The sequence below is a fragment of the Hymenobacter sp. UV11 genome, from assembly GCF_004684095.1.
GTDB lineage: Bacteria > Bacteroidota > Bacteroidia > Cytophagales > Hymenobacteraceae > Hymenobacter.
This window is the reverse complement of sequence record NZ_SRII01000006.1, coordinates 304,384-327,583: the sequence shown is the minus strand read 5'-3', so window position 1 is coordinate 327,583 and position 23,200 is coordinate 304,384. Positions and strand designations below refer to the sequence as shown.

The 23,200-nt window shown below is 60.8% G+C and carries 20 protein-coding genes; 16 read left to right on the top strand and 4 right to left on the bottom strand.

Translation table 11 applies throughout. The features are described 5' to 3' along the window. Window positions 1-268: 268 nt before the first annotated feature. From E4631_RS13390 to E4631_RS13370, 5 genes are all read left to right on the top strand, one after another. Window positions 269-1,027 carry a bifunctional 2-polyprenyl-6-hydroxyphenol methylase/3-demethylubiquinol 3-O-methyltransferase UbiG gene (locus tag E4631_RS13390; RefSeq protein ID WP_133659209.1) on the top strand — a complete coding sequence of 253 codons (759 nt, stop codon included), beginning with the start codon at window positions 269-271 and terminating at the stop codon, window positions 1,025-1,027. Continuing rightward, window positions 1,002-2,018, top strand: a complete 1,017-nt coding sequence (locus tag E4631_RS13385) for a glycosyltransferase family 2 protein (protein WP_240734891.1) — start codon at window positions 1,002-1,004, stop codon at window positions 2,016-2,018. The genes E4631_RS13390 and E4631_RS13385 overlap by 26 nt, the downstream gene beginning before the upstream one ends. A 47-nt stretch (window positions 2,019-2,065) precedes the next feature. Continuing rightward, window positions 2,066-3,451, top strand: coding sequence for a hypothetical protein (locus E4631_RS13380; protein WP_133659208.1), 1,386 nt, complete (start codon window positions 2,066-2,068; stop codon window positions 3,449-3,451). A gap of 70 nt (window positions 3,452-3,521) precedes the next feature. Then, window positions 3,522-5,036, top strand: coding sequence for a glycosyltransferase family 39 protein (locus E4631_RS13375; protein WP_133659207.1), 1,515 nt, complete (start codon window positions 3,522-3,524; stop codon window positions 5,034-5,036). 78 nt (window positions 5,037-5,114) lie between these two features. Continuing rightward, the gene (locus E4631_RS13370) at window positions 5,115-6,692 is read left to right on the top strand and encodes a DUF2079 domain-containing protein (protein ID WP_166648212.1); all 1,578 of its coding nucleotides are present in this window, start codon (window positions 5,115-5,117) and stop codon (window positions 6,690-6,692) included. Between the two features lie 11 nt (window positions 6,693-6,703). Here E4631_RS13370 and E4631_RS13365 read toward each other — a convergent pair whose 3' ends face one another. Next, the gene (locus E4631_RS13365) at window positions 6,704-7,303 is read right to left on the bottom strand and encodes a Uma2 family endonuclease (protein WP_133659205.1); all 600 of its coding nucleotides are present in this window, start codon (window positions 7,301-7,303) and stop codon (window positions 6,704-6,706) included. 111 nt (window positions 7,304-7,414) lie between these two features. On the opposite strand from E4631_RS13365, the gene E4631_RS13360 reads away from it, so the two are divergent. The 6 genes from E4631_RS13360 (at window position 7,415) to rfbA (ending at window position 13,804) form a co-directional block, all read left to right on the top strand. After that, complete coding sequence (locus E4631_RS13360; protein WP_240734889.1) at window positions 7,415-8,044, top strand: acyltransferase; 630 nt, start codon at window positions 7,415-7,417, stop codon at window positions 8,042-8,044. 32 nt (window positions 8,045-8,076) lie between these two features. Continuing rightward, window positions 8,077-9,378 (top strand): nucleotide sugar dehydrogenase, encoded by a 1,302-nt coding sequence (locus E4631_RS13355; RefSeq protein WP_133659203.1) that lies wholly within the window; start codon window positions 8,077-8,079, stop codon window positions 9,376-9,378. 81 nt (window positions 9,379-9,459) lie between these two features. Continuing rightward, a complete protein-coding gene (galE, locus tag E4631_RS13350; protein ID WP_133659202.1) occupies window positions 9,460-10,482 on the top strand; it encodes a UDP-glucose 4-epimerase GalE in 1,023 nt (340 codons plus the stop codon). Window positions 10,483-10,574: 92 nt separating this feature from the next. Continuing rightward, on the top strand, window positions 10,575-11,630 hold the full coding sequence (gene rfbB / locus E4631_RS13345; RefSeq protein ID WP_133659201.1) for a dTDP-glucose 4,6-dehydratase: 1,056 nt from the start codon (window positions 10,575-10,577) through the stop codon (window positions 11,628-11,630). Window positions 11,631-11,780: 150 nt separating this feature from the next. Then, the gene (locus tag E4631_RS13340; RefSeq protein WP_133659200.1) at window positions 11,781-12,788 is read left to right on the top strand and encodes an SDR family oxidoreductase; all 1,008 of its coding nucleotides are present in this window, start codon (window positions 11,781-11,783) and stop codon (window positions 12,786-12,788) included. Window positions 12,789-12,919: 131 nt separating this feature from the next. Beyond that, window positions 12,920-13,804 (top strand): glucose-1-phosphate thymidylyltransferase RfbA, encoded by an 885-nt coding sequence (gene rfbA, locus E4631_RS13335; protein ID WP_133659199.1) that lies wholly within the window; start codon window positions 12,920-12,922, stop codon window positions 13,802-13,804. A gap of 60 nt (window positions 13,805-13,864) precedes the next feature. Here rfbA and E4631_RS13330 read toward each other — a convergent pair whose 3' ends face one another. Next, window positions 13,865-15,073, bottom strand: coding sequence for an ATP-binding protein (locus tag E4631_RS13330; protein WP_133659198.1), 1,209 nt, complete (start codon window positions 15,071-15,073; stop codon window positions 13,865-13,867). A gap of 175 nt (window positions 15,074-15,248) precedes the next feature. Between E4631_RS13330 and hemA the strand changes: the two genes are divergently transcribed. Then, a complete protein-coding gene (gene hemA / locus E4631_RS13325) occupies window positions 15,249-16,529 on the top strand; it encodes a glutamyl-tRNA reductase (RefSeq protein WP_133659197.1) in 1,281 nt (426 codons plus the stop codon). Window positions 16,530-16,745: 216 nt separating this feature from the next. Here the strand turns inward: hemA and E4631_RS13320 are convergent, their stop codons facing one another. Then, window positions 16,746-17,069: a helix-turn-helix transcriptional regulator gene (locus tag E4631_RS13320; RefSeq protein ID WP_133659196.1), complete on the bottom strand. Its 324-nt coding sequence runs from the start codon at window positions 17,067-17,069 to the stop codon at window positions 16,746-16,748. Between the two features lie 633 nt (window positions 17,070-17,702). Between E4631_RS13320 and E4631_RS13315 the strand changes: the two genes are divergently transcribed. The 3 genes from E4631_RS13315 to E4631_RS13305 are packed head-to-tail and all read left to right on the top strand — an operon-like array spanning window position 17,703 to window position 20,809. Continuing rightward, window positions 17,703-18,815 (top strand): mechanosensitive ion channel family protein, encoded by a 1,113-nt coding sequence (locus tag E4631_RS13315; RefSeq protein WP_133659195.1) that lies wholly within the window; start codon window positions 17,703-17,705, stop codon window positions 18,813-18,815. A gap of 51 nt (window positions 18,816-18,866) precedes the next feature. After that, window positions 18,867-19,349, top strand: coding sequence for a GAF domain-containing protein (locus E4631_RS13310; RefSeq protein ID WP_133659194.1), 483 nt, complete (start codon window positions 18,867-18,869; stop codon window positions 19,347-19,349). A 59-nt stretch (window positions 19,350-19,408) separates the two neighbouring features. Further along, window positions 19,409-20,809 (top strand): NAD(P)/FAD-dependent oxidoreductase, encoded by a 1,401-nt coding sequence (locus E4631_RS13305; protein WP_133659193.1) that lies wholly within the window; start codon window positions 19,409-19,411, stop codon window positions 20,807-20,809. A 137-nt stretch (window positions 20,810-20,946) separates the two neighbouring features. On the opposite strand, the gene E4631_RS13300 is transcribed toward E4631_RS13305, so the two are convergent. Then, window positions 20,947-21,813, bottom strand: a complete 867-nt coding sequence (locus E4631_RS13300; protein ID WP_133659192.1) for a hypothetical protein — start codon at window positions 21,811-21,813, stop codon at window positions 20,947-20,949. Between the two features lie 205 nt (window positions 21,814-22,018). On the opposite strand from E4631_RS13300, the gene E4631_RS13295 reads away from it, so the two are divergent. Further along, window positions 22,019-22,996: an isopenicillin N synthase family oxygenase gene (locus E4631_RS13295; protein WP_133659191.1), complete on the top strand. Its 978-nt coding sequence runs from the start codon at window positions 22,019-22,021 to the stop codon at window positions 22,994-22,996. The last annotated feature ends 204 nt before the right edge of the window (window positions 22,997-23,200 follow it).

Here is a 23,200-nt window from a genome sequence, read left to right as displayed (position 1 = left end):
ACCACTTTCAAAATCATTGAAAGTTACAGTTTTAGCATCTATTTTAGCGTTCGGCGAAAACTCTGTGGTGCACGCGCTCACCAGAGTCAAACCGAGCAGCATAACGAGTCTTTGCATGTATACTAGCAGTTACAAAAATTTTGCTCAACAACAAAAGTAACCGGCTCTTACCCAAGCCAGGCAGGCTAGCAGCCGCTTCCCGTGAATACTCAGTTATCAATCAGTTACTGCAGCAGCGCTTCCGGCCATTCTGCTACCTTTGCCACGTATGGATTTAACGTATGAAGCCAAATACCATCAGCTTGAGGAACAGCACTGGTGGTTTGCCAGCCGCCGCGATGCAGTGTACGACCTCATTCGGCGGTTGAAGCTACCCACCACGGCCGCTATCCTCGAAATTGGCTGCTCGGGTGGGCCACTCATGCAGCGCCTGCGCCAGCAGGGCTATGCCGACGTGACGGGTATCGACGTGAGCGAGCCGGCCATTGAGCTGGCGCAGGCGCGAGGCGTGCCCCACGTGTCGGTGATGGACGGGGCCAATCTGGAATTTGCCGATGCGCGCTTCGACCTGGTTATTGCCTCCGACGTGCTGGAACATATTGAGGATGAAGGCCGGGCCCTGCGCGAGTGGGCACGGGTGCTGCGGCCCGGCGGGCAGCTGCTGGTGTTTGTGCCGGCCCACGCTTACCTCTGGAGCGAGCACGATGTGGTAAACCACCACTTCCGGCGCTACTCGCGGGCGGGGCTGCTGGCCGCCCTGCGCAGGGCAGGTCTGCGCCCGCGCCGCAGCTCGTTCTGGAACGCGGCGCTGTACTTCCCCACGGCCGCCCTGCGCCTGGCGCGGCGCCTGCTGGCCGGGGGCGCCAAGCCGCAGGCCGCGGCGGGCTCTACCGGCGACCTGCACCAGTTTGCCGGGCCGCTCAATAAGCTGCTGCTGAATTGGGTGCGGGCCGAAAATGCCGTGTTGCGCCACGTCGACCTGCCAGTAGGGGTAAGCGTGTTTGCCCTGGCTCAAAAAGCTGCTTAACGTGTTGGCTGGCGTGCATCCCTACCCCCCCCCGGCGCTGTCGGTCGTTGTTCCGATTTACAATGAGGAAGCCAACATTGGGGAGCTGTACCGGCGGCTCACCGCGCTGTTGGCGCCCTTAGCCCTACCCGGAGGCTATGACTTGATTTTTGTGAACGACGGCTCGCGCGACGGCTCGCTTCCCCAACTGCTGCTGCTGGTCGAGAACGACCCAGCGCACGTACGCTACCTCAGCTTTAGCCGCAATTTTGGCCATCAGATTGCCGTAACGGCCGGCCTTGACCGGGCCGAGGGCGCCGCCGTCGTTATCATCGACGCCGACTTGCAGGACCCGCCCGAGCTGATTCCGGCCCTCTACGCCAAGCTGCACGAGGGCTATGAGGTAGTGTATGCCCGCCGCCGCTCGCGCCAAGGCGAAAGCCCGGCTAAAAAACTAACGGCCAAGGTTTTTTATCGAATTCTGCGCGCCCTTACTCACGTCGAGATTCCGGTCGATACCGGCGACTTTCGCATTATCTCACGCAAAGTGGTGCTGGCCCTGCGCCAGATGCCCGAGCAAAACAAGTTTCTGCGCGGCCAGATTTCCTGGATTGGCTACCGGCAAACGTTCCTGGAATATGACCGGGCCGAGCGCGCTGGCGGCGTCACCGGCTATACCTACGGCAAGATGCTGCGCTTTGCCCTCGACGGCATCACGGCCTTCTCCGATGTGCCACTGAAGGTGGCCACGGTGGGCGGCTTTTTGGTGTCGGGTATGGCTTTTTTGGTGATGCTCTACACCTTATATTCGCGCTTCGTCACGCATCAGTACGAGCCCGGCTGGCCTTCTCTCATGGTCAGCATCTTATTTTTGGGCGGGGTGCAGCTGATTGCTATTGGCATTATTGGCGAGTACCTGGCCCGGCTGGGGGCCAACGTGCGGCAGCGGCCACTCTACATCGTATCGGAAAGTAACCTGCCGCCCCCCGGCTTCTTACCGCTGGAGGGGTAGGGGAACCGGGCTTTAGCTGGCGGTGGTTGTGAAAAAAAAGTTGGGGTATGAGTGAGTACAGTTTCGGCACAACTAATATCGGCGCGGGGCCGCGAAGGCCTGGCCGCCGGCTAAGAATCTTCTGGCTACTAGTGGGCTGCGGCCTGCTGGGGTGGCGGCCGGTGGCCGCCCAGCCCCGGCCGGCCGCCGATACGCTGGCGCCCGTGCCGGAGGCGCTGGTGCGGCACTACCTGGCCCGCTCGCTATCGGTGCAGTCGCTGCAACTACCTTCGGCGGCCTTGGTGGGCCAGCGCTACGAGCTGATGCGCTGGGCTTCCGGCGCCGGAATGCGCCTGGCGGGCCGCCTGGGCGGCTGGTGGTCTACCCCCTGGTCCGACGCCGTGGCGCAGGCTATTCTCGATACGCTGCGCCGCAACATCCAAGTGCTGCACGCCGGGCAGCCCGACATCGTGGCCCAGGGCTGCATCTTCGAGATAGTGGAGCCGCCAGTTAATAACCTGACCGTGCCCAACCGCCTGCGGGCCGATTTTGGCGAGGACACTTTGGCCCTACCTATGCGGCATTTTCGTTTCACTGACATGATGTACCCCGGCTATTACTCGGCTGCCGACAGCAATCATTATCGCTGGGACGGCCGTCCCCCCGGCCAGGCGCCCGGCACGCCCGACCTGAGCCGCCCCGAGGCGCAACTCTGGTTTTACTACTGCGCCGTGCGCCAAATAGACGCGGGCTGCGAGGCGCTGCACTTCGGCCAGATTCGCCTGCTGGATAACCGTGACCCCGGCCACCGCGCCATCTGGAGCCTGCTGCAGCGGGTGCGCCGCTATGCCCGCACCCGCAACCGAGGCTTTGTGCTCTGTGATGCCCACACCCACGGCGAATATTATGACCCCCTACCCCCCACCCCGCTACCCGATTCGCTGCGCCAGCTGCTGTTCGACTTTCACTCGTGCCCTTTGCGGCCCAACGAGGTGGATACTGTGCGCGCCGGCACTCATGGCGCCTCCCTCGACCGCGGAGACCCTGGCAACCCGGCCGGGGCAATTTACGGGTTGAGCGCAGGTGGGCGGGCGCCCGGCGGCTGGCTCTGCCGCCACCTGCCCGCCCAGGCTGAGTTTGACAACGGCCCCACCGGCACGCCCGACAGGCCCGGTCAGTGGCCCCTGGTGTGGGGCCGCGACGAGATAGATTGGTTTGCCCACCAGCCCGCGGCCTATCGCAACGAGTGGCTGGTGTATGCCCAGGCCCGGGTACGGCAGCTCGACCCCGATACGTATTTTCAGATGCCGGGGGCGCGGGGTGTTACCCTACCCCACTACCCCGGCGGCGCTTACTGGGCCACTGTGGCCGGCCAAAGCGAAACCATTCAGGCCATCTGGGCCGCCGAGGCTGCCCGCCGGCCGCTGATAGGTCCACCCGCGCCGCCGCGCTAGGGAGAATCCGGCTAGTAAGCAGGTGCTCCCCGGCTAGGCGCTAGCTTGCCGGTTTTACGTTCGATTTCGCTTGAAAACACTTACTAAACTAGCTGTCCAAAGCTGGCAATGGCTACACGTGGGGGCCAATCAGCTGCTGGTGCTGTTGCTGGTCCTGGCGGCGTTTCCGCTGTTCTGGGACCTGGGCCGCAACCCGGTGCAGCTCTGGGATGAGTCACGCCAGGCGGTGAACGCCGCGGAATTGGTGCGCGGCGGTAACTGGCTGGTTACCACTTTTGCTGGGCAGCCCGACCACTGGAATACCAAGCCGTCCCTGCTCATCTGGCTGCAAGCCAGCTTAATAAAGCTGCTGGGCTACGGCCCTTGGGCGCTGCGCCTGCCATCGGCGGTGGCGGCCCTGGGCACGGTCGGGCTGCTGTATGGCTTCGCGGCGCGCACGCTGCGCCGGCCGGTGGCGGGCTTTTTTGGTGGGCTGGTGCTGGTGACTACGGCCGGCTACGTGCGCCTGCATGGCACCCGCACCGGCGACTACGATGCCCTGCTGGCTTTTTGGGAGCTGGTGAGCTGGCTGGCTTTTTTCCAGTACCTGGAAGGTGGCCGGGCGCGCTACCTGTACTGGGTGGCGGCCGGGTTTACGCTGGCCGTACTCACCAAGGGCGTTGCGGGCTTGCTGGGTGGGCCGGCGCTGCTCCTGTACGCCCTGGGGCGCGGCAAGCTAGGCTGGCTGCTGCGGCAGCCGCGGCTCTACGGCCTCGTTGCCCTCAGCTTGGGGGTAGTAGCCACCTACTACCTGGCCCGCGAGGCCGCTGACCCCGGCTACCTGGCGGCCGTGCGCGCCAACGAGCTGGACGGCCGCTACGGGCAGGCGCTGGACGGGCACAGCGCCCCCTGGACCCATTATGTTGATATCCTGTACATCAGGGAGTTTGAAAGCTGGCTATGGTGGCTGCTGCCGGCCGTGCTGGTGTGGTGGCAGCCTGACCGGCGGGTGCGCCGCGCCGGCTCGCTGCTGCTGCTGGTAGTGCTAAGCTGGCTGGTGCTCATCAGTGCGGCGGCGACCAAGCTGGATTGGTACGCGCTTCCCATCTACCCGCCGCTGGCGTTGCTGCTGGGCCTGGGCCTGGATTTTCTGTATCAGGATGTGCTGGCCGCCAACCTGCCGCGCCTACCCCGGTCCATGGCCTGGCCCCTGCGGGTGGGGCTGGTCGTGGGGCTGTTTTATTTTCCCTACCGTGCCGTGGTGCGGCGGCTTCGGGAAGAGCATGATTTTAGCGCAACTGCCGATGACCGCCTGGCGCGCTACCTGGGCCAGGTAGTGGCCGAGCGCCCCCGGCTCGATAGCCTGACGCTGCTGTACGGGGGCGGCTACAACGCGGTGCTGCAATACTACCAGACTGCCCTGCGCCAAACCGACCATAAAATCATTGCCGTGCGGTCGCGTGCCGAGCTGCGCGGCCTGCGGCCGGGAGCTGTCGTACTCGTCTGCGACCCTCAGCTCCGACCGTCGCTCGATTCCATCTTTCAAGTAGCGATGCTACACCAGGCGGCTCCCTGCGAAACCCTGCGTGTGCTGGCTCTTAAATAACCCACGCGGTAGGCTACCTTATTTTATGCGGGCCTACCACCCTTCGATAATCAGCAGCGCCAATTTCCTGGCTCGCCGGTGCTTCCATTAAATATGCTGCGCTACTTTTTTACGTTGAATAACCCCCCACAACCCGTGCCCGCTGCGGAGCCGGGCCGGCGGGCGCGCACGGTGCTGCTGCTCGTCTTTGGCTTGATTTACAGCCTGATTTCGCTGGTCAACCAGTGGAATTTCCGCACCGCCGCTTTCGACCTGGGCATTGAGGCGCAGGCCGTGGCCGACTTTGCTCACCTGCGCACCCCGCGCGTGACGCTGTTACTTGATTCGCCGCCCACCAACTTCCTGGCCAACCATTTCAGCCTGACGCCCGCGCTGGCCGCGCCGCTCTACTACCTGGTGGGCGGGGCCTGGGCGCTGCTGCTGCTGCAAATTGGGGCGGTGCTGCTGGGGCTGCTGGGCGCCTGGCACTACGCCCGTGCCCAGGGGGGTAGCCCCCGCGCGGCCAGCTGGGCCCTGGCGCTGCTGGGCTGCCAGTGGGGCGTGTACTCGGCCTTTAGCTACGATTACCACGACAACGTGGTGGGCGCGATGGCCCTGCCCTGGCTGGCGCTGTGGGTGGCGCAGGGTAGGGGGGGTAGGGCCGCGCTGGCCGCTCTGTTTATTCTGGTAAGCAAGGAGAACCTGGCGCTGTGGCTGGCCTGCGTGCTGCTGGCCCTGGCCTGGCAGCACCGCGCCCACCGGGCGCGGGTGGGGTGGCTGGTGCTGGGGGCGGTAGCGTCACTGGTTTACTACCAGCTCATTACGCGCTACGTGATGCCGGCTCTCGATACCATGCACCGGCCTTTTACCCAAATGGTGCGCTATGCCTGGCTGGGCTCGTCGCTGCCGGCAGTGCTGGCCCATGTGCTCGCGCACCCGGCGCGCCTCTGGGCGGTCATGTTCCAGAATACTCTGCCTGATGCCAGCTACGACTACATCAAGCTGGAAACCTGGGGCGCTATATTAGTCTCGGGCGGCTGGGCCCTGTGGCGCCGGCCCTGGTATGTGCTCATGCTGCTGCCCATTCTGGCCCAGAAGCTGCTGGCCAGTGACTACGGCTTGTGGGGCATTAACGGGCAATATTCCATCGAGTTTGCGCCCGTGCTCACGCTGGCCGTGGTCGATACGCTACGAGGGGGTAGGGCCGCCGGCGCCAGCTTTCAGCGCAAAGCCTGGGCGGCGGCGCTGGCGAGCGCGGCCGTGTTTACGGTGGTTACGCTCTACACGCGCCGCAGCCAGTGGTACGACCGGGACACCGGCAATTTCCTCATCGGCAGCCACTATCGCAGTCCCTACCCCCACCGCGCCGGCCTGTACGCGGCGCTGGCGCGGGTGCCGGCCGGCGTGGCCCTGAGCACGTCGTCCAACCTGGTGCCGCACCTGCTCGACCGGCGCGACCTGTTCTTGTTCCCGGTGTTGCGCACGGCCCGGCTGGTGGCGCTGCTGCGCGAGCCCAACGACCACGACGCCTGGCCGCTCACGCAGGCCCAGGCCCGGCAGGCGCTGGCCGCGCTGCGCGCCCGCCCCGGCTACCGCGTGCTCTACGAAGATGCCCAGCTGGTGCTGCTGGCCCGTCCGGCTACCCCTGCCGACTCGGCCGAGGTGTGGCAGCCGTAAGGGGGTAGGGACTATTTTGCCAAGCCGAGGCCCTGGTAGAGGCGGGCCAGCGGCAGCGTGGCGCCCACGCTGCTGAGGTCGAGCACGGCCGCCGGGTCGCGGGTTTCGCCAAAGAGCCAGGGGTCGTCGTCTTGTCGGGTACACAGCTCGGCGTGCACGGCCTGCGAGTCAAGCGTCAGGTACTGGCGCAGGCTGGGCAGCTGGCGATACAGCATAAACTTTTCGCCCCGGTCGGCCCCAGCCGTCGATTTCGACAGCACTTCCACCATGAGCGTCGGATTAAGCAGGTTCTCAGGCGTTTTGGCGTCGTTAAATTTCGCTTCCCCACACACCACCGACAAGTCGGGGTAGAGATACGAGCTGGCATTGAGCACTTGCACCCGCTGGTCGCTGGTGTAGCCGGCGCAGGGGCTGCCGTCGAGCTGAGGAAACAGCAAGCCTGTCAAATTAAAGCAAAGCCGGTTGTGAGCCGCCCGCGCTCCGGCCATCGCCCGAATTTCTCCGGCATAATATTCGTGCTTGTGCTCGGCCTCGCTCTCCAGGCGCAGGTAGTCTTCGGGCGACACGTAAGCGGACGCGTTGGGCTGAGGTTGGAAAGCAGGCAGTCCCATAAGAAGTAGGGGAGGTAAAATTAAAGAATGCAATTTATTCAAAAGTACGGCCTACCCCCTAACCCCACTTACCCTGTTACCTTTGCGAGCGCAAAGCCCTACCCCTGCCCCGTGGCCGAACCCACCGCCGACTTCTACGCTCACCCTACTGCCGTGCTCGACGCGGGCTGCCGCGTGGGCGCTGGCAGCCGCATCTGGCACTTTTGCCACCTGGCGGCGGGTGCGGTGCTGGGCGAAAACTGCTCCTTGGGCCAAAACGTATTCGTGGCCGATGGCGTGACGCTGGGCCGCAACGTGAAGGTGCAGAACAACGTGAGCCTCTACGGGGGGGTAGTGTGTGAAGACGACGTCTTTCTAGGCCCGTCGGTGGTGTTTACCAACGTCAAGAACCCGCGCAGCGCCGTACCGCGTCGGGGCGAGGGCCACTACCAGCCTACGTATTTGGAGCGCGGCGTCAGCATTGGGGCCAATGCCACGCTGGTGTGTGGCATCCGGCTGGGGCGCTACGCCTTCGTGGGCGCGGGCAGCGTGGTCACGCGCAACGTGCCGGATTTTGCGCTGATATATGGTAATCCTGCCCGGCAGCGAGGCTGGATGAGTGCCCACGGCGAAAAACTGTTTTTTGACCAGAGTGGCTTTGCCCGCTGCCCGGCTACCGGCGAAGCTTACGAGCTGGACCATGATAGTAATACAGTATATTCAGAAAACTATTCGGCTGACGGACATTTTGCCAAAGCTTGATTCTCAATAAGTAGCAACTAATCAACTTAAACGTGTACGACGAATTATTGCGCAAAGAAGCCAAGCTGGCTGTGATTGGCCTCGGCTACGTGGGCCTGCCCATCGCTCTCGAATTTGCCAAGCAACTCTCGGTTATCGGCTTCGATATCAACGCCGAGCGCGTGGAAATGATGCGCAACCACCAGGACCCGAGCGGCGAGCTGGACAGTGCCGCCTTCGAGGGCTGCGATATCACTTTCACCGATTCGCTCGACGTGCTGCGCGAGGCCCGGTTCTTCATCGTGGCCGTGCCTACCCCCATCGACGAGCACGCCCAGCCCGACCTCAAGCCGCTGCTCGGCGCGTCGTCGTCGGTGGGTAAAGTCTTGAAAAAGGGTGACTATGTGGTGTTTGAGAGCACCGTGTATCCCGGCTGCACCGAGGAAGACTGCATTCCGGTGATGGAGAAGTGCTCAGGGCTGAGCTTCGCCAACGGCGATTTCAAAGTGGGCTACTCGCCCGAGCGCATCAACCCCGGCGACAAGGAGCACACCCTGCGCCGCATTGTGAAGGTGGTGAGCGGCTGCGACGCCGAAAGCCTCGACACCGTAGCCAAAGTCTACGAGCTGGTGGTAGATGCCGGCGTGCACCGCGCCAGCAGCATCCGGGTGGCCGAAGCCGCCAAGATTATCGAAAACACCCAGCGTGACGTCAACATCGCGCTCATGAACGAGCTGTCGATGATTTTCGACCGCATGAATATCAACACCTACGAGGTGCTCGAAGCGGCCGGCACCAAGTGGAACTTCCTCAAATTTTCGCCCGGCCTGGTGGGCGGCCACTGCATTGGCGTAGACCCGTACTACCTCACGTACAAGGCCAAGGAGCTGGGCTACGACGCCAAGGTTATCCTGAGCGGCCGCACCACCAACGACAACATGGGCGCCTACATCGCCCGCAAAACGGTGCAGATGATGATTAAGCGCGGCAAGGACGTGGCCAAGAGCCGCGTGCTGGTGATGGGCGCGACCTTCAAGGAAAACGTGGAGGATATTCGCAACTCAAAGGTGGCCGATGTCATTCAGGAGCTGAAAAACTTCTCGGTAAACGTGGACATCGTGGACCCGCACGCCAGCTCCGACGAGCTGCACCATGAGTACGGCTTCCGCCTCACCGACGCCGACAATATTCGCCACGACTACGATGCCGTTATTGTGGCCGTGAGCCACAAACCCTACCTTGACAAAGACGAGGCCTACTTTCAGTCCATCACGGCCGACAACGCCGTGCTGGTCGATATCAAAGGCCTGTACCGCACCCAGCCGATGCAGGACGTGCATTACTGGAGCCTCTAGCGGTAAATAAGTAGCTGAGTAACTGAGTAAAATACTCAATTGGCTCACTTACTTATTTGCTCACTTACCCATTTACAGCTTATGAAAAAGATTCTGGTTACCGGCGGCGCCGGCTACATTGGCTCCCACACGGTGGTTGAGTTGGCGCAGGCCGGCTACGAGCCCATTATTATCGATAATTTCAGCAACTCGCAGGAGTCGGCGCTGGCGGGTATCCAAGCTATTCTGGGCCGCGAGGTGCCGTGCCACCGCATCGACTGCGGCGACGCTGAGGCGCTCCGCCAGGTATTCAAAGCCGAAGGCACCATCGACGGGGTCATTCACTTCGCGGCCTTTAAGGCAGTGGGCGAGTCGGTGCAGAAGCCGCTGGCATATTTTCACAACAACGTGGGCTCGCTCGTTACGCTGTTGCAGGTGATGCAAGAAGTGGGCGCCACCAATCTGGTGTTCTCGTCGTCGTGCACGGTGTACGGTGTGCCCGATGCGCTGCCTGTGACCGAGGCTACCCCCACCAAGCCCGCCAACTCGCCCTACGGCCGCACCAAGCAGATGTGCGAAGACATTGTGCACGATGCCGCTGCCGCGCCCGACAACAAGGTGCACACCATTCTACTGCGCTACTTCAACCCCATCGGGGCGCACGATTCGGCCAAAATCGGTGAGCTGCCGCTGGGCGTGCCCAACAACCTGGTGCCCTTTATCACCCAGACGGCCGCCGGCATTCGCGAGAAGCTGACCATCAATGGCGACGACTACGATACGCCCGACGGCACTAATGTCCGCGACTACATCCATGTAGTAGACTTGGCCAAGGCGCACATCGCGGCCGTGCAACGCCTGCTCGACCGCAAAGCCAGCGAGGTAGTCGAAACCTTCAATGTGGGCACCGGCCACGGCAATACGGTGCTGGAAGTCGTTCAGACGTTTGAAAAAGCCAGCGGCCAGAAGCTGAATTACAGCATCGGCCCGCGCCGCCCCGGCGACGTGCCCGCCATCTACGCCGACGCCACCAAGGCGGCCGAGGTATTGGGTTTCAAAACCACTACCTCGCTCTACGACTCGCTGGCCAGCGCCTGGAAGTGGCAGCAAACGCTGGGTAAGTGAGTAAATGAGTAGATGAGTAAATTATTGACTATTACTCATATTATTCATTTTTATGGCTCACTTACTCACTTACTCATCTACTCATTTACCGCATGAAAATCCTCATTACCGGCGGGGCCGGTTTCATTGGCTCGCACGTAGTGCGCCTGTTCGTCACCAAGTACCCCGAGTACCAGATTCTTAACCTGGATGCCCTCACCTACGCCGGCAACCTGGAAAACCTGCGCGACATCGAAAACGCGCCGAACTACCAGTTTGTGAAGGGCGACATTGCCGATGAGGCATTCGTGGATGGACTGTTTACCAGCGAAAAGCCCGACGCCGTGATTCACCTCGCCGCCGAGAGCCACGTGGACCGCAGCATCACCGACCCGCTGGCGTTTGTGCGCACCAACGTGCTGGGTACCGTGTATTTGCTGAACGCGGCCAAGAACCTGTGGAAAGAGAAAGGCTTCGACGGCCACACGTTCTACCACGTAAGTACCGACGAAGTATACGGCTCGCTTGACTTCGGCCCCGAGATGTTCACCGAGGAAACGGCTTACGACCCGCGCTCGCCCTACTCGGCTTCCAAGGCCAGCTCCGACCACTTCGTACGGGCCTGGTACCACACCTACGGCCTGCCCGTAAAGCTCAGCAACTGCTCGAACAACTACGGCCCTAACCACTTCCCCGAGAAGCTCATTCCGCTGGCTATTCACCGCCTACGCACCGGCCAAAACGTGCCCGTGTACGGCAAGGGCGAAAACGTGCGCGACTGGCTCTTCGTGAAAGACCACGCCACGGCCATCGACGCCGTTTTCCACAAAGGCAAGCTGGGCGATACCTACAATATCGGCGGCGTGAACGAGTGGCAGAACCTCAAGCTCATTGAACTGCTCTGCGACGTGGTGGATGAGAAAACCGGCCAGCCCGCCGGCACCTCGCGCCAGCTCATCACCTTCGTGACCGACCGCGCCGGCCACGACATGCGCTACGCCATCGACAGCAGCAAAATCATGAACGAGCTCGGCTGGAAGCCCAGCGTAACCTTCGAGCAGGGCCTGAACCAGACCGTGGACTGGTACCTGGCCAACCAGGAGTGGCTCGACCACGTGACCAGCGGCGCCTACCAGGACTATAATACCAAGCAATACGCCGACCGGTAAAATCACGAAATCGTTTGTCATTGCGAGCGCAACGAAGTGGAGCGCGGCAATCTTTCCCTCACGTTAGGAAAAGCAGTCAGCCGATTAACAACTATAAAGGAAAGATTGCCGCGCTCCACTTCGTTGCGCTCGCAATGACAAAAGAAAAAAATGTACGAACAATCTTTTACCGACCAGCCGCTTGCTGGCCTCAGCTTTCTGGTTACCGGCGGGGCCGGCTTCATCGGCTCCAATCTGGTTGAATACCTGCTCAAGCAGGGGGTAGGGAAGGTGCGGGTGCTGGACAATTTTTCCAACGGCTTCCGCAAAAACCTGCGGCTATTCGAAGGTAACCCGGCGTTGGAGGTGCAGGAAGGTGATATCCGCGACCGCGAGGCTTGCGCCCGCGCCTGCCAGGGTATGGACATTGTGCTGCACCAGGCGGCGCTGGGCTCGGTGCCGCGCTCCATCAACGACCCCGTGACCACTGACGAGGTAAACGTGGGCGGTTTCGTGAAAATGCTGTTTGCGGCCAAAGAAGCGGGTATCAAGCGCTTTGTGTACGCGGCCAGCAGCTCGACCTATGGCGACCACCCCGGCCTACCCAAGGTGGAGGACCGCATCGGCAAGCCGCTCTCGCCCTACGCCGTGACGAAATACGCCAACGAGCTGTACGCCGACGTATTTGCCCGCACCTACGGCATGGAAATTATCGGCCTGCGCTACTTCAATATCTTCGGCCCGCGCCAAGACCCCGGCGGAGCCTACGCAGCTGTAATTCCGCTGTTTATCGACGCCATTCTGGAAAACGACGCGCCTACCCTCAACGGCGACGGCGGCCAGACCCGCGACTTCACCTTCGTGGCCAACTGCGTGCAGGCTAATATCCGGGCAGCGCTCACCACCAACCCCGAGGCGCTGGGCCAGGTCTACAACATTGCCGTGGGCGACCGTACCTCGCTGGTGCAGATGTACGACATCCTGCGCGAAGAAGCCCACTCGACCCTGGAGCCCAAATTTGGCCCCAATCGTGCAGGGGACATTCGCGATTCCTTGGCCGACATCACCAAGGCCGAAACCCGGCTGGGCTACGCGCCGCAGGTGCGCATCCGCGAGGGCTTGCAGCAAACGCTGAGCTGGTTTAAGGATAATCAGGAGTTTATCAAAGAACGCAACTAATTGAACGTCATGCTGAGCTTGTCGAAGCATCTCGTTCGCGCAAGTAACCTCAAAGCTAAGAGTTAGTTACGCGATAGAGATGCTTCGGCAAGCTCAGCATGACATTCTACTAGCCCCAACTTCAACCAACCATGAAAGGAATTATTCTCGCCGGCGGCTCCGGCACCCGGCTGCACCCGCTCACGCTGGCTGTTTCGAAGCAGCTGATGCCCGTCTACGACAAGCCGATGATTTATTATCCGCTGTCGATATTGATGATGGCGGGCATCCGCGAAATCCTCATCATCACTACCCCCCACGACCAGGAGCAGTTTAAGAAGCTGCTGGGCGACGGCAAGAACCTAGGCTGCAATTTCCAGTACGTGGTGCAGGAATTGCCCAATGGCTTGGCCCAGGCCTTCGTGCTGGGCGCCGACTTCATTGGCCAGGATAAAGTGGCGCTGGTGCTGGGCGACAACATCTTCCACGGCGAAGGCATGGAAGAGCTGCTCAAGGCCAATAGCGACCCCGACGGGGGGGTAGTGTACGCCTACCATGTGCACGACCCCGAGCGCTACGGCGTGGTCGAGTTCGACGAAAACAAGGTGGCCCTCAGCATCGAGGAAAAGCCTGCCAGCCCCAAGAGCAACTACGCCGTGCCGGGTCTCTACTTCTATGATAATGAAGTGGTTGAGATTGCCAAAAACCTGGAGCCCAGCCCGCGCGGCGAGTACGAAATCACGGATGTGAACCGCGAGTACCTGCGCCGCGGCAAGCTGAAAGTGGGCATCCTGGGCCGGGGCACGGCCTGGCTCGACACGGGCACCTTTGAAAGCCTGATGCAGGCCGGCGAGTTTGTACGCGTGCTGGAGCAGCGTCAGGGCCTGAAAGTGGGCTCTATCGAGGAAGCCGCTTTCCGCCAGGGCTTTATCGATGCCGACCAACTGCGCAAAATCGCCGGCCCGCTACGCAAGAGCGGCTACGGCGACTACCTGATGAACCTGCCCGACCAGCTCGTAATGGGCCGTAGCGTGTAGGGTAAGCTTCAGCTTGCCAGGATATACTCACGCCCGGCAAGCTAAAGCTTACCCTACACACTATTGATTGAGCACCAGCCGAAACGTCGTACCCTTGCCCACCTCGCTGCTCTTCACGTAGAGGCGGCCCTGGTGGTAGTTTTCGATGATGCGGCGGGCCAGCGCCAGGCCTAGGCCCCAGCCGCGCTTCTTGGTGGTGTAGCCGGGCAAGAACACGCTTTCGAGCTTGTTTTTGGGAATGCCCTTGCCCGTGTCGGTGATGTCGATGGCCACTTGCGGGTGCGGTGCGCGGCGGCGCCACCACTGCCGGCGCGGCTTCAACCGGTGCAGCCGCAGCGTGATGGACCCGCGCCCGTCCATGGCATCCACGGCGTTTTTGCAGATATTCTCCACTACCCAGTCAAACAGCGGCACGTTAATACAGGCTGGCGTATCGAGCGGCAGCTCGGTTTCGATAGTGAACTTGACCTTGCGCGACACGCGGGCTTCGAGGTAAGCGATGGCGTTGCGGGTAGTGAGATAGAAGTTTTCAGCTTTGAGCACCGGCACCGAGCCAATGTTGCTGAAGCGCTCCGTGATGATTTCCAGACGCTTAATATCCTTACCCAGCTCCTCCACAATGGGCTCGTCGTGGAAGCGCTCACTCTCGCGCAGGTAGCTCTGCCAGCCCACCAGCGAGCTGAGCGGGGTGCCCAGTTGGTGCGCGGTTTCCTTGGCCAGGCCCACCCACACACGGTTTTGCTCGGCCCGCCGCGAGTAGCTGAAGGATATATAGGCCATCACGGCCAGCGAGGCGATAACCCCGAGCTGCACCAGGGGGTAGGTGCGCAGCTGCCGCAGCAGCCGCGAATCCTGGTAAAAGACGTAGTTGCGGGTGCCCCCGGCCAGTTCAATCACGATGGGCGGGTGGCGCTTTTGCATCTCCAGCAGCACGGAGGTCATCTTGCGCACCGAATCGGCCTCCGAAAGGTGTGCGCCCAGGTTCAGGTTGCGGGCGTCGTTGATATTTTCACCATCCGTCAGAATAACCGGAATGGTGGTGTTGGCCTCAATAATCTGCTCTTGCAAAAATTGCAGATTTTTTGTGTCCTCCGTATTGATAAGATAGCGCAGCGTTTTAGCGTACAAATCAATCTGGTGCTGCTCGCGCTCGGAGAGGCGCTGCACCAGTACGTTGGTATACACGACGGTAGCCCCGGCAATGAGTAGCGCCAACAACAGCACTAACAGCTTGATACGGGATTTTTGGTCGTAGAGGGGAGGAAGCATAGGAAAGGTAAAGGTCGGGCCCGGCACCCGGAGAGTAACAACCCCCTTTAAACGAGTAAAGAAGATACCTCATATACTAGCCGGGCCAACCGAACCCAATCCAGCCTTTACCTGTTTTTTAAGGACCATTATTTGTGAAGTAATTTTACTGGCCGACCCTGAGCCGGCCCGTGTTATGTCCCATCCTTTCAAGGCAGTTAGTTTATCCTTCCGCAATGCCCCGCTCGCCATTCGCGAGCTACTGGCCCTGGATGAAACCGCCTGCCGCCGTTTTTTGCAGCAGCTACGTACTGAGCTGCACCTGAGCGATGTACTGGTGCTGAGTACCTGCAACCGCACCGAAATCTACTACGCGCACGACGACGACTATTCGGCCGCCATCATTCGGGCGCTGGGCGAGCTCAAGAGCCGGGCCGATGCGCTGAGCTTCGCGCCCTACTTCGACCTGTTTGCCGAGGCGGAGGCCACTACGCGCCACCTGTTTGAGGTAGCGCTGGGCCTCGACGCGCAGGTAGTGGGCGATATGCAGATTATCAACCAGGTGAAGCACGCGTACCAGTGGGCGGCCGATGCCGATGCGGCCGGGCCGTTTTTGCACCGCCTGCTGCACACCATCTTTTTCGCCAATAAGCGCGTGCAGCAGGAAACCAGCTTCCGCGATGGGGCGGCGTCGATGAGCTACGCGGCCCTGGAGCTGGTAGAGGAGCTCACGGCCGATGTGGCCAGCCCGCGCGTACTGGTAGTGGGCCTGGGCGAAATCGGGAGCGACGTGTGCCGCCACCTGGCCGATAGCCGGTCGTTTGCCAGCGTCACGCTCTGCAACCGCACTCGCGCCCGCGCCGAGGAGCTGGCCGCCGAATTTGCCCCCGGCCGCCTCCGCATTGCTGACTTCGAGAACCTGACCACCGCCCTGCGCGAAGCCGATGTGGTTATCTCCTCCATCAACCTCGAAATCCCGTTTTTCACCCACGACCTGGTGGCGAACCTGGACGTGCTGAGCTACAAGTTTTTCATTGACTTGGCCGTGCCGCGCTCCGTGGCCGCCGATGTGGAGCAGGTGCCCGGCGTGCTAGTCTACAATGTCGATGCCATCCAGAGCAAGGCTTCGGCCGCGCTGGAGCAGCGCCTGGCCGCCGTGCCCCAGGTGCAGGCCATTGTGGCCGAGAGCCTGCGCGACTTCAGCGACTGGAGCCGCGAGATGCTGGTGTCGCCAATCATTCAGCGCATGAAGGCGGGCCTAGAGCAGCTGCGCCAGCAAGAGCTGGAGCGCTTCCAAAAAAAGGCTACCCCCTCCGAAGTGAAGCTGCTGGATGATGCCACGCGCGCCTTTATGCAGAAAGTGCTGAAGCAGCACGTGTTGCACCTCAAAGCCGCCTGCCGCCGCGACGAGGCCGAGCAGCTGCTGCCGCTGCTAACCGATATTTTCGACCTGGAGCACCAGCCCGCCACCGCTTAGTGCGGCTGCCTACCCCCATTAAAAACGCCCCCTGCTGCCCGAAGGCAGGAGGGGGCGTTTTTTTATAATTAGCGGTTTCTATTCCCTACCCCCACTCTTCAGGCTAAAGCTGGTTGAGCGCAAGCAGTGGAACAAGATATATAGTAAGCCAAGCAGGTTTCATAAAGGCAGCTGCTACTAGGCCACTAGATTGGCCAGGAGCTGCCCCGGTTGGTTTTAGATGTGGGTAGAGTAGTCTTCCAGCGTGTCAATGATTTTCATGAGCTGCGGAACCGCGAGCGCATAATAAATCTTGGTACCTACTTTGCTCGACTTCAGCACGCCACGGTCTTTCAACGTGATGAGGTGCTGGGAAGCAATGGCCTGGGGAATATCCAAAGCCTGGTAGATTTCGGTTACCGACATCTGGTGCTCTTTGTTGCCTTTGCTCTTGCCGAGCAAGTCAACGATGGCAAGGCGCTTGGGGTGCGAAAGCACTTTGAGCATGGCGGCGGCACGCTCCAACTGGTCCGCGTCAACGCGGGAATGCAATGGTTTCATGATAACTTTAAATTGAAAAATGGTAGAAGGGGAGATAGAAGAGTGGGGCCGCCTCTCTATTGCTAGAGTATTGGTTTTGCAAAGTAAACTATAGAATACCATTGTACACCGGTTAAGTGACATAAGATAGCAGCGCTGTAGAAGTATTGAAACCCTTGTGGAAGTGGAATTTATTGCATCACAGTGCTGTTTGGCGCTTTTTTTATTTTTTTCAGAACCATACTGATGCAGAAATTTTTTTAAAAAAATATTCTGCAGTAACTAGTTATGAATGAATAATGAAAGTTCGTTGGATATGTAGGACGCTCAAAATGCGTTTAGAAAGCCTTCAAAATCGACTGAGCGCTTCAGTAAGTACCGGGTAGCATTATTAACAGGTAAGAAGCTCTTTGCGTAAGCACAGGAAGGTTGGGTGTAGTGGCGGCTTTGCTTCCTAGTAGTCGAGGTGCCATACTATTCCTTGCGCGTTGGCTTTTAGCTAAAAGTGCAAAGGCCTGGCTTCTTGCTTGCAGGCAGATTTGCTGCCCGCGCTACTACTGGTTTTATGAGTTATCAGGTAGTAAGCGCCTTGCAAGCCATTGGCTACCAATTGCTGACCGATAACCCGCATATTATTGAATGACTACTTAGTAAATGGAATTTCCCCCTTTTTTGCACCGGCAGGCGCTTGGCAATGAGCTGTATGAGTACGTTATAGCTGCCATTGTGCTGCTGCTGGGCTCCTTTCTGAACCGGGTACTGTCGCGGCTGCTGAGCAAGGCCATATTTCGGCTGACTAAGCGCTACACGGCCGGCGTGACCGAGAGCGAGCTGCACGACCTGCTGATTCAGCCGTTGGGGGCGTTGCTGTTTTTGATTTCGTTCTATCTGGCTTTTAGTGTGTTGCGCTATCCGCTGCCACCGCTGGCGGTGAAGGGGGTAGAGCCCTGGCCGAAGGTGCTGCTGCTGGGCCTGTTTCACCTGGGCGTGATTGGTACCATTGTGTGGGTGATATTGCGGCTCGTCGATTTTGCGCTGCTGGTGGTGCAGCGCCGCGCCGAGCTGACGGCGGCCACCGGCGTGCGCCGGCTCGATAGCCAGTTCCTCCCTTTTGCCAAAGACCTGCTAAAGGTTTTCATCGTTGTGATTGGCTTGCTGATAGCTCTGGGGCAGGTATTTGGGGTGAACGTGACGGCCTTGATTGGCGGCCTGGGTATTGGCGGCCTGGCGGTGGCATTTGCCGCCAAGGAGAGCCTGGAAAACCTGCTGGCCTCGTTCACTATCTTCCTCGACCAGCCCTTCGGGGTAGGCGACCTCGTGACGGCGGGTAGCGTGAGCGGCACGGTGGAGAAAATCGGCTTTCGCAGCACACGCCTGCGCACGGCCGAAAAAAGCTACCTCACGGTGCCCAATAAAAGCATGATTGACAAGCCCTTGGACAACCTGAGCCTGCGCACGGCCCGGCGGGTGGGCTTCACGCTGGTGTATGACCACAAAACGACCAGCGACCAGCTCCAGGCCATTATTCAGGAGTCGGTAGAAACCATGCAGGCCCACCCGTTGGTGACCAAAGACGTGCAGATGAAGTTCAACAGCATCACGCCCAACGGTAAGGAAGTGACGGTGCAGTACTTCGTAGAAACCACGAGCTACGACGAATACCTGGACACTAAGGAGGAGCTTAATTACCGGCTGGTGCAGGCTACCGAGCACCAGGGTGGCACCTTTGCCACGGCTACCGTGGCGCAGCCCGCGCCGGTGGGGTAGGGCGGGGCAGCGGCCGGCGGGTACTTTTGCCCCCTTAGCTGTTACGTCTTCATGTCCGAAAACCTGTTTTTGACGCCCGGCCTGGCCCGGGCCGACCACTACGCCGAGCTCTACCCCCAGCTCGAAGCCCTGACCACCACCGAATCCGACCTCACGGCCAACCTAGCCAACACGGCCGCCGCGCTGCGACAGGCATTTGGGTTCTTCTGGGTGGGCTTCTACCTGGTGAAAGCCGACGAACTGGTGCTGGGGCCGTTTCAGGGGCCGATTGCCTGCACCCGCATCCGGCGGGGGCGCGGCGTGTGCGGCACCAGCTGGGCCGAGGCCCGCACGGTGCTGGTGCCCGACGTGGAGGCTTTTCCGGGCCACATTGCCTGTAGCTCCGACTCCAAATCAGAAATAGTGGTGCCAGTGTTTAAAGATGGCGCGGTAGTGGCCGTGCTGGACGTAGACAGCGACCAGCTGGACGACTTCGACGCCGCTGACCAGGCCGGCCTGGAGCGCCTGATGCAGCTGGCCGCCGCGTGGTTTTGAGGCCTTGCCGCAGTAGGCAGGGGGTAGGGCAGTAGTGAACGAAGCGTAACCAAAAGATAATGGAAAGCACTGATTTAGGAATCCCTACCCCCCCGCTGGAGCCGCAGGCCGAGCCGTTGGTAGTAATGGGTGGGGGCCTGGTGGGCTCGCTGCTGACACTATACCTGGCGCGGCGCGGCCACCCGGTGCAGGTGTTCGAGCGCCTGCCCGACCCGCGCCGGCAGGGCCTACTGGGCGGCCGCTCCATCAACCTGGCGCTGAGTGACCGCGGGTGGCGGGGGCTGGCGGGGGTAGGGGTGGTGGAGGACATCCGGCAGGTGGGCATCCCGATGTACCGGCGCGTGATGCACGACGGCCAGGGCCAGCTCACCTTCCAGCCCTACGGCCAGGAAAACCAGGCTATCTACTCCATCAACCGCGGCAGCCTCAACTGCACGCTGCTCGACTTGGTGGAGCAGGAGCCGCGCGTGCAAATCACCTTCGGCCAGAAGCTGACGCAGCTCGACCTGCCGGGCCGCCGCCTGCACTTGCAGGACGTGGCCAGCCGCCGCGAATACGAGGTGGCCTACGAGCGCCTGTTTGGGGCCGATGGCGCCTTCTCGGCGGTGCGCAGCGCCTTGCAGCGCACCGACCGCACTGACTACTCGCAGCAATACTTAGAGTACGGCTACAAGGAATTGACCATCGCGGCGGGCGAGGGGGGTAGCTGGCAGCTGGAGAAGAACGCGCTGCACATCTGGCCGCGTGGCAACTTCCTGATGATTGCCCTGCCCAACCTCGACGGCTCCTTTAATGCCACGCTCTTCTTCCCTTATGAGGGCGATAAGTCGTTCGCGGCGCTGCAAACGCCGGCCGAAGTGGCGGAGTTCTTCCAGGCCACCTTCCCCGACGCGGTGCCGCTGATGCCGCAGCTCACGGACGAGTTTTTTGACCATCCTACGGGCTCGCTCGTTACGATTCGCTGCTTTCCATGGGCTTACCACGATACGGTGTTGCTGCTCGGCGATGCGGCGCACGCCATTCTGCCCTTCTACGGGCAGGGTATGAACGCGGGCTTTGAGGACTGCACGGTGCTCAACCAACTATTGGAGCAATACGGCGAGGCTAACTGGGACAAGGTAATGGATGAGTTTGAGCACCAGCGCAAACCCAACACCGACGCCATGGCCGACCTCGCGCTCTACAACTTCGTAGAGATGCGCGACCGCGTGGCCGACCCGCGCTTCCTGCTGCAAAAGCGCCTCGAAAGCAAAATCGCCACCCAATACCCCGGCCAGTGGGTGCCGCTCTACTCGCGCGTCACGTTCTCGCCCGACACTTCCTACGCCGACGCCTGGGCCGCCGGCCAGCGCCAGGAAGCCATCATGGCGCGCCTTATGCCGCTGGTTGAAACGGAGGCTGACTACGACAAGCCGGAAGCGCAGGAATTGGTGCGGCAGGCAATGGCGGCGACTTCCTAAAACCAAAGAACGTCATGCTGAACAACGTGAAGCATCTCCCTCGAATCGTTGGGTTAGTAATCCCAGCGGCGCGAGTGAGATGCTTCACGTTGTTCAGCATGACGTTCTTTTAAGGCGAGCCTGCGCCTACCCCCTGCTTACGGCGCAACCGTAATCGTGCGGGTTACCGAGTTGTAGGGGCCCGGAATCAGGGTGCCGCTGCTATCTAGCAGCTCCAGCTTGATGGTGGCCTGGCCGGCGGGTAGGCCTTCCATCATATAGGGTATCCACTGGTCGAGCATAAATTCGGTGCCGTTAATAGTGGCGCGCACCTTGTTGCCGTCGGGGGCGAGGGTCGTGTTTACGAGGTAAAAGTCGAGCATGATTTTCTGCGCGTCTTTTCCGGAATATGTATCCTTGGGGCGGCTGTAAAATAACGTCGGGGCTTTCGTATCGAATGCCATTGGGGCGGTGCCGGCGGCCGGCGTGCCCACCGTGATGGTGCGCAGGTCGTAGGCACCCTGGTGCTTGATGCTCTCGTGGTAGGAGCGCGACAGGAACGACAGGATAACGTGCTGGCCATCGGCCACGGGCTCGGCAAACTTGGTGTCGTAGTGCGCCGTGTAGGGCTGGTCGTCCACGATGAGGTGAATGTGCTGGCCCTTCATCGAGTTGGCCATTTGCATGGCGTGGTCGCTGGCCGTCATGTTGGTCAGCTGGAAATTGGTGAGGCTATACGAAAACGTAACCGGGCCGCTGGGCATTGTGGAGCCACTTACGGGGCTGTTGAGCTGCATCTGGGCCGTCGGAAACTTGGGCGAGTCGTCGTAGGGCGTGAGCGTGATGCCGCCCTTCGTCTGCACCTGGCCAGCGGGGGTAGTAACGTTGGTTTGGGCCCCCAGCGAGGAGTTGCGGTCGGCCGGGGCCGTGGTGCTTTCGGCTTGCTGCGAGGTGCTGCAGCTGGCTAGCACAGCCAGGGCGCCGAGTGCCAGGGAGCCAGTAAGCGAAACAATAGGGAGCTTCATGTGAAAGAGGATGAAAGGGCAAGGGTACGTGATGAGTACGAATGTAGGCGGCTTTTGGGTTTTGTATTAACTTCGCAGTAGGTAACTACTGGTTGCTGCTGGCTGGCCAGGTCGGCGCTAGGGCCCCGCGCCACTAGCCGCCGGCCCGGCCCGCTACCAGTGGTTAATCCTCCATAATCAGCAAGTACCCAACCTTACTTATCTTATGGCTGATAACCTGCCTGACCACATTCCCTCGCTCGACCTCGCGGACTTCCGCTCGGGCGACCCTACCCGCAAAGCCAAGTTTGTGCAAGAGCTCGGCGCTGCGTACCAGAGCATTGGCTTCATTGCCCTCAAAAACCACGGCCTCAACGAGGCGCAGACCAAAGAGCTGTACGCCGACGTGCAGGAGTTCTTCCAGCTGCCCGACGAAGCCAAGCAAACCTACGAAAACCCCGCGCTGGCGGGCCAGCGCGGCTACATCAGCAAGGGCAAGGAGCACGCCAAGGGCCGCAATACCGGCGACCTGAAGGAGTTTTACCACGTGGGACAGGAGGTGCTGGACGAAACCGACCCCGTGCGCCACGACTACCCCGCCAATATCTGGCCCGAGGAAGTGCCCCGCTTCGAGCAGAGCACCATGAAGGCCTACCGCACCCTGGAGGCCGCCGGCCAGGACGTGCTGCGCGCAATCGCGCTGTACCTGGAGCTGCCCGAAAACTACTTCGATGACAAGGTAAAGAACGGCAACAGCATCCTGCGGCCCATTCACTACTTCCCCATCGAAGACCCCGACGCAGTGCCGGCCGACGCCGTGCGCGCCGCCGAGCACGGCGATATCAACCTGATTACCTTACTGATGGGCGCCAGCGCCGACGGCCTGCAGGTGAAGCGCCGCGACGGCCAGTGGATTGCCATCACGGCCCTGCCTGACCAGATTGTGGTGAACGTGGGCGACATGCTCCAGCGCCTCACTAACGGCGTGCTCAAGAGCACTATTCACCGCGTGGTGAACCCCGCCCGCGAGAAGATGAACACCTCGCGCTACAGCATCCCGTTCTTCATGCACCCGCGCTCGGAGATGAGCCTAGCTGCCCTACCCCACCTCGTAACGGCCGACAACCCCAAGAAGGAAGTGGACATCACGGCCGGCGAGTTTCTGAATGAGCGGCTCATCGAACTGGGCCTGAAGAAGAAGTAAGGTTGAGCTGAGAGAATAAAGAACGTCATGCTGAGCTTGTCGAAGCATCTTGGCCGCTTCATCCAACGAGGCGGCCAAGATGCTTCGACAAGCTCAGCATGACGTTCTTTTTAACCTGAACCGGCCATCCAGCCGGCTGGCTCGCTTTATCTTCGGCATGCCTACCATCCTTGCTGTGACCGATAACCACTCGTCCTACCCCGA

Bases quoted from the DNA above. Each gene is read 5' to 3' on its own strand.
- E4631_RS13390 (WP_133659209.1), top strand. From the start codon at position 269: ATGGATTTAACGTATGAAGCCAAATACCATCAGCTTGAGGAACAGCAC.
- E4631_RS13380 (WP_133659208.1), top strand. From the start codon at position 2,066: ATGAGTGAGTACAGTTTCGGCACAACTAATATCGGCGCGGGGCCGCGA.
- E4631_RS13365 (WP_133659205.1), bottom strand. From the start codon at position 7,303: ATGGGACTGCCTGCTTTCCAACCTCAGCCCAACGCGTCCGCTTACGTG.
- galE (WP_133659202.1), top strand. From the start codon at position 9,460: ATGAAAAAGATTCTGGTTACCGGCGGCGCCGGCTACATTGGCTCCCAC.
- rfbB (WP_133659201.1), top strand. From the start codon at position 10,575: ATGAAAATCCTCATTACCGGCGGGGCCGGTTTCATTGGCTCGCACGTA.
- E4631_RS13340 (WP_133659200.1), top strand. From the start codon at position 11,781: ATGTACGAACAATCTTTTACCGACCAGCCGCTTGCTGGCCTCAGCTTT.
- rfbA (WP_133659199.1), top strand. From the start codon at position 12,920: ATGAAAGGAATTATTCTCGCCGGCGGCTCCGGCACCCGGCTGCACCCG.
- E4631_RS13330 (WP_133659198.1), bottom strand. From the start codon at position 15,073: ATGCTTCCTCCCCTCTACGACCAAAAATCCCGTATCAAGCTGTTAGTG.
- hemA (WP_133659197.1), top strand. From the start codon at position 15,249: ATGTCCCATCCTTTCAAGGCAGTTAGTTTATCCTTCCGCAATGCCCCG.
- E4631_RS13320 (WP_133659196.1), bottom strand. From the start codon at position 17,069: ATGAAACCATTGCATTCCCGCGTTGACGCGGACCAGTTGGAGCGTGCC.
- E4631_RS13315 (WP_133659195.1), top strand. From the start codon at position 17,703: ATGGAATTTCCCCCTTTTTTGCACCGGCAGGCGCTTGGCAATGAGCTG.
- E4631_RS13310 (WP_133659194.1), top strand. From the start codon at position 18,867: ATGTCCGAAAACCTGTTTTTGACGCCCGGCCTGGCCCGGGCCGACCAC.
- E4631_RS13305 (WP_133659193.1), top strand. From the start codon at position 19,409: ATGGAAAGCACTGATTTAGGAATCCCTACCCCCCCGCTGGAGCCGCAG.
- E4631_RS13300 (WP_133659192.1), bottom strand. From the start codon at position 21,813: ATGAAGCTCCCTATTGTTTCGCTTACTGGCTCCCTGGCACTCGGCGCC.
- E4631_RS13295 (WP_133659191.1), top strand. From the start codon at position 22,019: ATGGCTGATAACCTGCCTGACCACATTCCCTCGCTCGACCTCGCGGAC.